This is a genomic window from Pseudomonas sp. TWP3-1, assembly GCF_049896625.1.
GTDB lineage: Bacteria > Pseudomonadota > Gammaproteobacteria > Pseudomonadales > Pseudomonadaceae > Aquipseudomonas.
This window is the reverse complement of sequence record NZ_JAFCUQ010000006.1, coordinates 36,915-50,316: the sequence shown is the minus strand read 5'-3', so window position 1 is coordinate 50,316 and position 13,402 is coordinate 36,915. Positions and strand designations below refer to the sequence as shown.

Sequence of the window (13,402 nt, the reverse complement as noted above, 5' to 3'; positions counted from 1 at the left end):
CCTACACTGGTAAACACGGCTAACCGTGCAAGCCCCAGACAACCACCACCCAAGGAGTCTGTCCCATGCCCGACAAAACCTGCGACTGTCCAAAGTGCAACTGCAAGCTCGGCGAGCATCCCATCGTTCGCCACGGCAAGCATTTCTGTTGCGAGGCTTGTGCGCATCATCACGAGGACGGCAAAGAGTGTTCCACCGAAGGTTGCAAATGCGCCCATGCTAAATAAAAAAAGTGGAGCCTAATCAGGCTCCACTTCCAGTTTCAGACTGTCATCGTCCAGCAATTCGATGCGCCGGACGCTGCCCTGCAGTCGCCTGCCTTCGACAAAAACAACCACCGTGATCGCTTGATTCAGGTCTTCCGGCAACGGTGCATACACCAACAATGCAAAGCAGTAGGGATCGTTTTCGACGGCTTCCAAGTCGACTTGGCATTCGACGCTTTTGCTGATGCGGCCGGACGCGCTGTCCAGGCCGTATTCCAGGTGCGCCGCACTGGTCGTCATGTGTGTTCCCCCGAAGTCGTCCCCGCTGTTGCTCAAGCTTAGCTTGCCGGTCGCCAGAGAACGTTTTCCACGCCGAATTTTTCTGCCATCGGCTTGCTGGTCTTTTGCACCTTTTCCCGGCCGAAGCGCGGAATTCGGCCTACCCCGGCATCGCAGCTCGCCCAGTGCCAAGCCTCGGCGTTGTCCATCTTGTCCGAGCGGATAATGAAGGACTTGGGCGTGCCGTGAAGGGTGTATTCGATGACGTAGAGTTTTGCGTTGTTCATAAAGCCCATCTTCCTCCCTGTGGTAATAGAAGGATCGCGCTGCGCCGGGAAAATTCAGTCGGATTGTCCGACGGTAGCGGTTGTTGGCAGCAGCGTTGGGGGCTTGCCGGGATTGCGCTTGCAGCAACCCCAATGAATGCTGCCGTTCCCTTGGCCAAAGGTTACGGCTATTGCTCAGAACTGATAGCCGACCCCCGCGTAATACCCCCAGCCATTCGAGCGCGCGCGGAAGTTGCCTTCGCCGAAGTTCAGCTCGCTGCCGTCCTCCCAGTTGCCGCCGTTGTGGAAATACCGCCCCACCAGCATGAAGCGCAAATGGGTGAACGAGTACAGAAACACGTTGGTCGCCACCGTCGCGTTGGCGGTACGGGCCGGGTTGTCCTTGTGCATGTCCGAGCCAAAGTCGAAGTTGGTGAAGCCGATGTAGGTCAGTGACGCGCCGTTGCTGAAGCTGCTGATCGGCACGATGTATTTGAGCTGGGCGCGGTAGCCGTCCCACGAATATTCATTGCTCGCGCCATAGTTTTCCCATTGATAGCGCCCGTACAGGTTGGCCGACAGGTTGACCCGCGAGTGGGTGTCGATGTCGGTGCCGAAGCCGCTGTACAACGTGTTGGCGCGGTTCTCTTTGCGGCTGCCGTGGTCGTAGATCCAGTCGAAGGCTATGTACCATTCCTTGAACGGGCCGATGGCCAGGCTGCGGCCGGCGAGATAGTCGATGGAGATCCGCGGTTCGTGTTCCATGAACAGTGGCGAGCCGTGATCCCACACGCCTTTGTCGTGGCTGTTGCCAATGTCGAAGATCTTCGGGATGTCGACGTAGCCGTACAACTCGAACGGCCCCTTGCGCCCGAAGTATTCATATTCGAGGTAGATGTCGTCGGAAGGTTGCGGGCCGAAGCTGATGTCCTTGCTGCCGATGATCATCAGGTCCTGGTTGAACCAATCCGACAGATACTCACCTTTTTTCGGCGGACTGGCTTCCGCGCTGAGGGCTTCACCTTGGGCCGACTCATCCTTGGCGGCGGGTTGCGCCAATGCGCTGAGACTGAGAATTCCGGTAACGCCGGCCAGTAGCAAGGAAACAGCAAAAGTGCGCGCGCCCCACGGGCGGCGGCAAGAAGACAGGTGCATTCAAAGTCCTTTTTACGGATCAAGGCCCGACACTGCGGGCCTGTACGGTTTTAGTCGCGAAAGTGGCGGTATTGACGCTGCGCAAACGTTTGCACAACCCGTACCAGTTTTCTCACTGCTGACATTTCTCCCTGTGGGAGCTGGCTTGCCAGCGATGGCGGTGTGTCAGCCAGCAAATGTTTTTCTGACGGTCCGCTATCGCTGGCGAGCCAGCTCCCACAAGGTTCAGTGTGTGTCGAGATGCGTGTATTCATTGGGCGAAACCCGCGGTCCAGAGACCTCTAGCACCAAAGTATTAACACCATCTTTTCCTGCCCCATCGCGGGGCATCTACTAGCGTGTGTCTGGAATGAGACGGTTATCTGATGACCGTCATACGCTTTGTTCGCGTGTCGGATGTGCCTGCTGTCGCACGCCTTCAAGGATGAAATTGGCCACGAAAGGAGTTGCCCGTGGAAGCAAGGTTTGGTGTTGCCCTCGTCTCGCGCTTTTCCCCACTGTCCCTTGCTGTGCACCTGAGCGTCGCCGGACTGTTGTTCGGCGGGATGAGCACTCCGGCGCTGGCCACGTGCTCCACGATTGGCTCGACGGTGACCTGTACCGGCGTGCCGAGCCTGCCGCTGTTTCTGAACAACTTCAACAGCGCCACTAACGGGTTGACGGTCAACGTCAACGCCGGCGCGCAGATGAACGCCACGCTCGGCGGCCGCGTGATGAACCTCACTGGTGTCAACACCACCCTGAATAACTCCGGCACCCTTGACCCGGCGCTGCTGGGTCTGGTCTCGGTGTTGAGCGGCGGGGCGTTCATCGGCACTGGCGCGACGAGTACCGTCAGCGTGCTGAACAACGCCAGTGGCATCATTCGCGGCACCGGCATGTTGCTCGGCCTCAACCTGACCAGTCTCGACGGCCTGGGTGTTGCCGTGAACAACGCGGCGGCCGGCACCACCAGCATCATCAACAACGGCACCATCACCTCCACCGGGCTGTCGATCGGCGGGATCACCCTGGCCGATACGCCGGTGGTCGGTGTCTACGGTGGTTCGCAAGTCAACATGACCAACAGCAGCACCGGCGTGATCAATGGCCGGGTCGCCTTCGAAACATCGGCGGCGGGCAATACCTTTACCAACGCCGGCTCGATCACCGGCAGTGTGTCGATGGGCACGGCGAGCACCAACACTTTTACGGCAGTGACCGGTTCCTCGGTCAACGTTGGCGACGGCATACAGGTCAGTGTCGGCCTCGGCGGCCTGATCGGCATCAATCTGACCTTCGCCCCCACCGGAACGATCGATGGCGGTGCCGGTGGCACCAACAGCCTGATTCTGCAAAATACCCTGGGCGTCGGCGGCGGTACGACCGGTGCGGGTACGGCGTCGAGTGCCAGCTACGTCAACTTCAACAATCTCACTCTCAACAGCGGCACCTGGACCTTGCAGGGGCCGTTGGTCAGCGGCGCGACCACGCTCAATGGCGGTGTTGCGCTATTCAACAACAACGCCACGTTCGGCAGCGGCGTGCTGACATCCAATGGCGGGATTTTGCAGGCCAGTAATGCCGGTTTAACCCTGAGTAATCTGATCTCGGTCGGGGCTAGCGGTCTGACCGTGCAAGGCACCAACGCTACAACCCTCAGCGGCATCATCTCGGGCAGCGGCGGCCTGACCAAGACCGGCACCGGCCAGTTGAACCTCAGCGCGGCCAATACCTACACCGGCGATACCTCGCTCAATGGCGGTACGGTGCAATTGGGCAACAACCTCGCGCTGAGCACCGGCACGCTCAACTTCACCGGCGCCACCAGTCTGTCGGCACCGGGCACGATCAATCTGAGTAACGCGATCAGCCTTGGCGGCACGATGACCGCCACCGGCGCCGGTGCACTGACCCTTGGCGGCTTGATCACGGGCAGCAGCGGCATCACCAAGACCGGCAGCGGCAGCCTGACCCTCAGCGGCGTCAATACGGGTTATACCGGCACTACCACATTGAGCGCCGGCAGCTTGCTGGTGACCAACAACAATTCACTGGGCAGCGGCGGGCTCACCACTGCCGCCGGCACCAGTCTCGACAGCACCGCAAACGTGACGCTCGCCAATAACATCGGGATGACCGGCACCCTCAACGTGCTCGGCAGCAATGCTCTGACCCTGGGCGGCATACTGTCCGGCACTGGCGCGATTACAAAATCCGGCAGCGCCGACCTGACCCTGTCCGGCAGCAACACCAACAGCGGCACCACCGCCCTCAATGGCGGCACCTTGTTCGTCGGCAGCAACACCGCGCTCGGCACAGGCGCCTTGAACGCGGCGGCCGGCACCACGCTGGATGCGACTGCAGCAGTCACCTTGGCCAACGCCGTAGCGTTAGCGGCGGATCTGGCTATCGGCGGCACTCAGGCGCTGGGCCTGAGCGGGGTGATCAGTGGCGCGGGTAACCTGATCAAGAATGGCACCGCGAACCTGTCCCTCAGCGGCAATAACACTTTCTCCGGCGGTACGGCGCTGAATGCCGGGACGCTGATCGTCGGCTCCAACACCGCGCTGGGCACTGGCGCATTGACCACCGCCGCAGGCACAACGCTGGACGCCAGCACCGCAGTTGCGCTGACCAACGCCGTCAGTCTCGGCGGCAACCTGAACATCGGCGGCAGCGCCAACCTGACCCTTGGCGGCATTGTCAGTGGCAGTGGCGGCTTGACCAAAAATGGCGCGGCCAACCTGATCCTCAACGGCGCCAACACGTTCCTCGGGGCGGTCGCGCTGAACGCGGGTACCATCACCGCGGGCGCCAACGCTGCGCTGGGCAGTGGCAACATCACCGTTGGCGGCGCCGCGACGCTCGACAGCAGCGCGGCGGTGACGCTGAACAACGACGTCATCCTCAACAATGCGCTGAGCATTGGCGGCAGCAATGGCCTGACCCTCGGCGGTGTGCTCAGTGGCACCAGCCAATTGCTCAAAAATGGCGCAGCCAACCTGACCCTCAACGGCGCCAACACCTTCAGCGGCGGCACCACGCTGAACGCCGGCAGCCTGACGGTCGGCAACGGCGCGGCGCTCGGCACTGGCGCACTGACTGTTGCCGGGGCGAGCACCCTCAACAACAGTTCGGCGCTGACACTGAACAATGCGATCACCCTTAACGCCAACCTCACCGCCGGCGGCGCCAACGCGCTGACCCTCGGCGGCGTGATCAGTGGTGGCAACGGTCTGATCAAGACCGGCGCGTCGAGCCTGACGCTGAATGGCACCAACACTTACACCGGTACCACCACGCTGAACGCCGGCTCGCTGATCGTCGGTTCCAATACCGCGCTGGGCACGGGCGCGCTGAACGCAGCCAACGGCACAACACTGGACGCCAATACCGCTGCAACCCTGGCCAATAACCTCAACCTCGGCGGCACCCTGACCGTCGGCGGAACCAATACGCTGACCCTCGGTGGCGTGGTCGCCGGGATCGGTGGACTGACCAAAAACGGCGCCGCCGACCTGACCCTCAACGGCGCCAACACCTATTTCGGTAACACTGCACTGAACACCGGCAAACTGACCGTGGGCAGCAACACCGCACTGGGTGCCGGGACGTTGAACGCAGCAGCCAACACCACGCTGGACGCCAACACCGCGGTAAGCCTGAACAACGCAGTAGCCTTGGCCGGTGCACTGAATATCGGCGGCAGCGCCAATCTGACCCTGACCGGTCTGGTCAGCGGCGCCGGCAGCCTGGTGAAAAACGGTGCGGCCAATCTGATTCTCAACGCCGCCAACAACTACCTCGGCGGCACCACTTTGAACGCCGGCACTCTGACCGTCGGCAACAGTTCCGCGCTGGGCAGTGGCGCCTTGACCGTCGCCGGCGCGGCGACACTGGACAGCAATTCGCCGCTGGTCTCGCTGAACAACGGCGTGGCCCTGAATGCCGCGCTGACCGTCGGTGGCACGCAAAACCTGACGCTCGGCGGCGTCACCAGTGGCACCGGTCAGTTGATCAAGAACGGCGCGGCCAACCTGACCCTCAACGGCAACAACAGCTTCAGCGGCGGCACCACCCTGAATGCCGGCACGCTGACCCTGGGCAATGCCAACGGTCTGGGCAGTGGCGCATTGACTGTCGGTGGCGCGGCGACGCTGGACAACAGCGCGTCGTTCGGCATCGGTAACGCGATCACGCTCAATGCCGGTTTGACCGTTGCAGGCAACAACGACCTGAGCCTGAACGGCATCATCGACGGCGCCGGCAGCCTGACCAAAAACGGTCTTTCAGATCTGACCCTCGCCGGCACCAACACCTTCACCGGTGCGCTGAATATCGTTTCCGGCAGCGTCACCACCCTCAACACCAATGCACTGGGCAATACCTCCGGTGTGAATATCAGCGCTGGTGCCGGCCTGAATCTCGGCAGCGACGCCAGCCTCGGCGCACTGACCGGCAGCGGCAGTGTGCAACTCACCGGCAGCAACACCCTGACCGTCGGCAGTGGCAACGTCACCAGCACGTTCGACGGCGACCTCAGCGGCAGCGGCGGCCTGATCAAGGTCGGCACCGGTACCTTGAACCTGGCCGGGATCAACGGTATTACCGGCAACACCGCGATCAACGGCGGCATCGTCGATCTCAGTGGTTCGCTGGGCAGCGCGCAGGTCAACGTCAACACCGGCGGTACGCTAACGGGCACCGGCTCGGCGCTCGGGGCCATCAACGTCAACAGCGGCGGGCATCTGGCGTTGTCGTCGGGTAACCAACTGTCCGCCGGTGCACTGACGCTCGCGGCTGGCAGCAATGTCGATGTGGCGCTGGGCACACCCTCGACCGCATCGCTGATGAACATCGGCGGTAACCTCACGCTCAACGGTAATCTCAACGTCACCGATGCCGGCGGCTTCGGTGTTGGTGTGTATCGCCTGTTCAACTACACCGGTGCGCTGACTGATCTGGGTCTGGATGTCGCCAGTGTGCCGGTCGGCTATGGCCTTGGCGATTTGATCGTGCAGACCGGCGTGGCCAATCAAATCAACATTCAAGTCTCGGCGCCGAACGTCAACATTCGTTACTGGGACGGCAGCCAGACCATTGCCAACGGCGTCGTCGATGGCGGCAGCGGCACCTGGAACGCGGTTGGCACTAACTGGACGGACGCCAACGGTCTGGTCAATCAGCCATGGGCCGGCGACTTCGCGGTGTTCCAGGGCACGGCGGGCACCGTGACGGTCAACGGCACGCAGCTGTTCACCGGCCTGCAATTTCTCACCGATGGCTACAACCTGGTCAACGGTACGGCGGGGCAACTTACCGCTGTCAACGGCACTGGCGGGACGACGGCGGTGCGGGTCGATCCGGGCGTAACCGCGACCATCGGCGTCAATATCGACGGCGGCGGCATTCTCAATAAACTCGACACCGGCACCCTGGTACTCAACGGCGCCAACAGCTACAGCGGCGGCACGCAACTGGATGGCGGCAAGATTGTCGTTGGCAGCAACACCGCGCTGGGCAGCGCTACGCTGATCGCCAACGCCGGCACGCAACTCGACAGCAACGCAGCGGTGACCCTCGCTAACGCCGCAACACTCAACGGCAACCTGACCGTGGTCGGCAGCAATGCGCTGACCCTCAACGGAGTGATCGGCGGCACGGGTGGCTTGATCAAAACCGGCGCAGCCAACCTGACCCTCGGCGGCAATAACGCCTTCCTCGGGCCGGTGGCGCTGAACGCGGGCGGGTTGATTCTGGCGTCGAACTCGGCGCTCGGTTCCGGCACTCTGAACGCGGCGGGCGGTACCACGCTCGATGCGAACACCGCAGTGGCGGTGAACAACGCAGTCAATCTGGCGGGCAATCTCGGCATTGGCGGCACGGCGAATCTGACGCTTGCCGGCACGATCAATGGCGCCGGCAGCCTGACCAAGAACGGCGCAGCCAGCCTGACCCTGAGCGGCAACAACAACTTCCTCGGCGGCACCACGCTGAATGCCGGCACCCTGACCGTCGGCAGCAACTCCGCACTGGGTCTGGGCAACCTCACCGTGGCCGGCGCTTCATCGCTGGACAGCAGCAGTGGGCTGAGCCTGGGCAATAACGTGGTGCTCAACGCCAACCTGAGCAACACCGGCAGCAGCGACCTGACCCTCGCCGGTATCGTCAGTGGGGCGGGCGGGTTGATCAAGAGCGGCGCGTCGAACCTGACGCTCAACGGCGTCAACACCTTCACCGGTGGCACCACGCTCAACGCCGGTACGCTGACCCTCGGCACCGCAGCGGCGTTAGGCACTGGCGCACTGACGGTCACTGGCAGTTCGACCCTCAACAACAGCACGCCGCTGGTGCTCGCCAACAACCTCAACGTCAATGCCAATCTGAGTGTGGCCGGCAACAACAACCTGACCCTCGGTGGCGTGATTGCCGGGGCAGGGACCTTGACTAAAAACGGTCTGGCCGACCTGACGTTGAGCGGCAACAACACCTTCGGCGGCACCTTCGATGTGTTGTCCGGCAGCCTCACTACCCTGAGCGGTACAGCGCTGGGCAACAACGCCACCGTCAGCCTCGCCAGCGGTGCGGCGCTCAACCTCGGCGCATCCGGCAGCCTAGCCAGCCTGACCGGCAGCGGCACCGCGCTGATCGGTACCGGCAATACGCTGAGCCTCGGCGGCGGCAACGCCAGCAGCACCTTCGCCGGCATCCTCAGCGGTGACGGCGGTTTGAGCAAAATCGGCAGCGGTATTCTGACCCTGAGCGGCATCAGCGATATGACCGGCGACACCAACGTCAATGCCGGCACCTTGCAGGTCAACGGTTCGCTGGCCAGCGCCAACGTGCTGGTCAACAGCGGCGGCACTCTGGGCGGAAGCGGCACCTTGAGCGGCGCGGTCAACGTGGCCGATGGCGGTCATCTGGCGGGCGCCACCGGCAGCACTCTGTCGGTGAATTCGCTGGTGTTCAACGGTAACTCGAATTTCGATGTCGGCCTCGGCACACCGGTCTCGGGTGGCGGTAACGCACTGGTGAATGTCGGCGGCAACCTGACCCTCGATGGCACTCTGAACGTCAGCGATATCGGCGGTTTCGGCAGCGGCGTGTATCGCCTGCTCAACTACACCGGCGGCCTGACCGACAACGGCATGCTGATCGGCACGGTACCGGGCAGCGTCACCCCGGGCGATCTGACACTGCAAACCGCACTGGCTAATCAGATCAATCTGCTGGTGACTGCACCGGGCGTCACCGTGCAATTCTGGGACGGCAATCAACTCGTCGCCAACGGCTCGGTGGAGGGCGGCAGCGGTACATGGGGCGCTGGCACCACCAACTGGACCGACGTCAACGGCACGACCAATCAAGCCTGGACCAACAACTTCGCGGTATTCCAGGGCACGTCGGGCACGGTCACCGTCAACGGTGCGCAAACCATCACCGGCATGCAATTCGTCACCGATGGCTACAGCTTGCAGAACGGCACGGCCGGTTCGTTGAATCTGGTCAATGGTTCGATGGGCAACGCCTCGGTGCGGGTCGATCCGAACGCCACCGCGACCATTGGCGTCGCGCTCAACGGCACCGGCACTCTGGGCAAATATGACACCGGCACGTTGGTGCTGAACGCCGCCAACGGCTACACCGGCGGTACCGCGCTGAATGGCGGCAAGATCGTGGTCGGCAACAACGCGGCGCTTGGCACTGGCGTATTGACCGCCGCCGATGGCACTGCGCTGGACAGCAACGCCGCCGTCAGCCTGGCCAACGCTGTGGTTCTCAATGGTGGCTTGAGCGTCACCGGCTCCAACGCCTTGACCCTCGGCGGTGTAGTCAGCGGCACTGGCAGCCTGATCAAGACCGGCGCCGCCAATCTGACCCTCAACGGCAGCAACACTTATAGCGGCGGCACCCAGCTCAACGGTGGCACGTTGACCTTGGGTAATAACAGCGCAATCAGCAGCGGAGCACTCAGCGTGCTCGGCAACGGCACCCTCGACAGCGCCTCGGCCTTGCAACTGTCGAATGCGATCAACCTGGGGGCGCAACTGACCCTCGCCGGTAACCAGAACACCACGCTGATCGGCGCGATCACTGGCAACGGCAGTCTGCTGAAAAACGGCGCTGGCGATCTGCTGCTCAGCGGCGCCAACACTTTCAGTGGCGGCACCACGTTAAACGGCGGCAGCACGCAGGGCGATACCAGCAGCCTGCAAGGCGCAATCGTCAACAACGCGGCGCTGACCTTCGCGCAAAACAGCGACGGCAGCTACACCGGCAACCTCACCGGCGCCGGCACCTTGAACAAAACCGGCACAGGCGCGTTGCTGCTGACCGGCAATAACAGCTTCACCGGCAACACCGACGTGCAGGCCGGCACGCTCAACGTCAATGGCGTGCTCAACAGTGCCAACGTCAATGTGGCGAGCGGTGCCAAGCTCGGCGGCAGTGGTCAACTCGGTGGTGCGGTGCAACTGGCCGATGGCGCGACCCTGCTCGGTGGCGGCGCGGCCACGCCGTTGTCGGTCGGTTCGCTGGCGTTGTCTTCGGGCACCAATCTGGACTTCAGCCTCGGCTCTGCCGCAAGTTCGACCACGCTGTTCAATGTCTCCGGCAACCTGACCCTCGACGGCACGCTGAACATCAGTAACGCCGGCGGCTTTGGCACCGGGGTCTATCAACTGTTCAGCTACGGCGGCAGCCTGACTGACAACGGCCTGGTCTACGGCAGCCTGCCGGTCTCGGCGGCCAACCTGTCGTTGCAAACTGCGATTGCCAACCAGGTCAACTTGCTGGTGCAAAATGCTCCGGGTGAAGTGCAGTTCTGGAACGGTGGCAAAACCAATCCGGACGGCAGCATCGGTGGCGGCAGCGGCGTGTGGGGGCCGGGTACCAACTGGACCGATCCGACCGGCACTCAGGCGCTGGGTTCGAACGGTCAGTTCGCAGTGTTCGGCGGGCAGGGCGGCACCGTCACGGTGGTCGGCAACCAGAGCTTCACCGGCCTGCAATTCCTCGCCAATGGTTACAGCCTGGTACCGGGTGCTGGCGGTACGCTGACCCCGATCAACGGCCCGGACGGCAGTCTCGCTCCGGTGCGTGTCAACGCGGGTGCGGCGACGGAAATTTCGGTACCGCTGGTGGGCACTGGCGGTATTGAAAAACTCGACTCCGGCACCCTGGTCCTGAGCGGTGCTAACACCTACAGCGGTGGCACCACGGTCAGTGGCGGTACGCTGGTCGGTAATACCAGCAGTCTGCAAGGCAACATTCTCAACAATGCTTCGCTGTTGTTCGTGCAGAACTTCAATGGTCAATTCAACGGTTCGCTCCGCGGTCTGGGGGCGATGCTCAAACGCGGTACCGGCACCTTGCTGTTGACTGGCGATCAGCCGTTCAGCGGCACCGTCGCCGTCGATCAAGGCGTGCTGCAAGTCGGCAGCCGTTCTGCACGCGCTTCGTTGGGCGGGCAAGTCACTGTGGCCAACGGCGCCGGTTTGAGCGGTAACGGCAGCGTCGGCTCGCTGGTCAACCACGGCATGGTCACCTCGGGTGCCGAGGCCGGCACCTTGAGTGTCGCCGGTAACCTGACCAATGCCTCCGACGGTGTACTGGCGCTGACCGTCAGCTCACCAACCGCCACGCCATTGGCAGTCGGCGGCACGGCAACCCTGGGCGGCGGTCTGCAAGTCAACAGCCTCGCGCCATTCACCGGCAACACTGTCTACTCGCTGATCACTGCCGGCGGCGGTGTGGTCGGAACGTTCAGCGCGGCGGATCTGCCGCAGTACGCGTTCCTCGACTCGGCGCTGGCGTATGACGCCAATGCGGTGAACCTGGTGGTCAGTCGCAACGGCAACTCATTTGCCGACGTCGCTGCCACCGGCAACCAGAGCAATACCGCGTCGGCGTTGTCGCGTAACGGCGCGGCGGGTGCAGCGTTGCAGAATGAAATCATCAACCTGAGCGTGGCCGGTGCACGCAATGCCTTCGACAGTCTGTCCGGGGAGATTCATGCGAGTACTGCCAGTGCGATGCTTGAGGATTCGCGCTACGTGCGTGAAGCCGTGAATGACCGGATGCGCCAGCCGTCGTGCAGCGCGCCGGATGATCCACGGCGCGCCTTGGCGCCAAGCGACAATCAGCTGAGCAGCAACGGCTGCCACGGCGAAATGGTCGGCTGGGCGCGCGCACTTGGTGCATGGGGCGAGTCGGACGGCGACAGCAACAGCGCGCAACTCGATCACAACCTGAGCGGCTTCATGCTCGGCACCGACAAGCAGCTCGACGACCAATGGCGCGTGGGCATGGCCGCTGGCTACACCCGCAGCGACCTCGATGCCCACGAGCGTCGTTCGGATGCCACGGTCGAAAGCTACCACTTGGCGGCGTACCTCAACTCGCAGTTCGATGCACTGGCGGTGCGCCTCGGCGCGGCTTACAGCTGGCACGACATCGAGACCAAACGCGACGTCAGCGTCGGCGCCTACAACGATCGTCTGGAGGCCAATTACGATGCGCGTAGTGCCCAGGTGTTCGGCGAAGTCGGCTACACCGTCGAAGCCGCCGGCATCGCGCTGGAACCGTTCGCCGGTCTGGCCTACGTCAACTACGACAGCGACAAAGCCAAGGAGAAGGGCGGCGTAGGGCGCCTGAAAGCCGAAGCCGATCAGGACATCACCTTCTCCACCCTCGGTGTGCGCGCCGGCAAAGTCATCACCCTGGCCAACGGCGGGCAATTCACCCCGCGCGCGTCGCTCGGCTGGCGGCATGCGTTCGGCGACACCAAACCGGATGCCGACCTGAGCTTCATCGACGGCGGCGCCGCGTTCAGCACCCAAGGTGTGCCAATCGCCAAGGACAGCGCAGTGGTCGAGGCGGGCGTGGACTTCCAGGTCAGCCCGACCGGCAAACTCGGCATCGGCTACTCGGGCCAACTGTCGGACGAAAGCAATGACCATGCGATGACCATCAGCTTCAGTCTTGGATTCTGATAACAGGAGCGAAGGACCTTGACCGCCCGTAAGGGCGGTTTTTTTGCTAAAAAATGTCCTTTTTTGGATATATCACTAATTTCACTTTGATCTTAAAACCTGTCAGATTTGACAGTTTCTACCAAGTTATCTGGCGTGAACTAATAAAGCTCCATCAATTGTGAGTATTCGAAAATGACTCAGGATGAAATAAAAGGCGCAGTGGCTTTGATGCAGCAGGGAGCCTCAATTACCATCAAGCAACTCAACGGTCAAACTGGAACTTACGCGCTTACCGGACTTTCGAAGGACAGAGACAATAATGAGATGGTAAGGGTGAAGCATAGCGATGGGACTTTCAGTAACTTTTACCTCACCGACATCAAGTCGGTTAGTTAGCAGCAGGTTTCCATCGCTAGGTTCCTGTTGGTTACATTTGTACAATTAACGCCCGTCGCATTGCTTCGGGCGTTTTAATTCGAGCAACATACTTGTGCGAGGTGCATTGGACAGCTCTGCTAAAATCCGCCGCATTCCCCTC

At 62.2% G+C, this 13,402-nt stretch carries 5 protein-coding genes; 2 read left to right on the top strand and 3 right to left on the bottom strand.

The genetic code is table 11. The annotated features are described in order from the left end of the window. Nucleotides 1-65 precede the first annotated feature (65 nt). Nucleotides 66-227, top strand: coding sequence for a metallothionein (locus ACP7BN_RS10420; protein WP_420650195.1), 162 nt, complete (start codon nucleotides 66-68; stop codon nucleotides 225-227). A gap of 12 nt (nucleotides 228-239) precedes the next feature. On the opposite strand, the gene ACP7BN_RS10415 is transcribed toward ACP7BN_RS10420, so the two are convergent. From ACP7BN_RS10415 to ACP7BN_RS10405, 3 genes are all read right to left on the bottom strand, one after another. Then, entirely contained in the window at nucleotides 240-506 is a 267-nt protein-coding gene (locus tag ACP7BN_RS10415; protein ID WP_426203802.1) for a hypothetical protein, read from the bottom strand. 38 nt (nucleotides 507-544) lie between these two features. Further along, nucleotides 545-772, bottom strand: coding sequence for a DUF6555 family protein (locus tag ACP7BN_RS10410; RefSeq protein WP_420651437.1), 228 nt, complete (start codon nucleotides 770-772; stop codon nucleotides 545-547). A gap of 174 nt (nucleotides 773-946) precedes the next feature. Beyond that, nucleotides 947-1,906, bottom strand: coding sequence for a nucleoside-specific channel-forming protein Tsx (locus tag ACP7BN_RS10405; protein WP_426203801.1), 960 nt, complete (start codon nucleotides 1,904-1,906; stop codon nucleotides 947-949). Between the two features lie 452 nt (nucleotides 1,907-2,358). On the opposite strand from ACP7BN_RS10405, the gene ACP7BN_RS10400 reads away from it, so the two are divergent. Further along, nucleotides 2,359-12,882, top strand: a complete 10,524-nt coding sequence (locus ACP7BN_RS10400; protein ID WP_426203799.1) for an autotransporter-associated beta strand repeat-containing protein — start codon at nucleotides 2,359-2,361, stop codon at nucleotides 12,880-12,882. The last annotated feature ends 520 nt before the right edge of the window (nucleotides 12,883-13,402 follow it).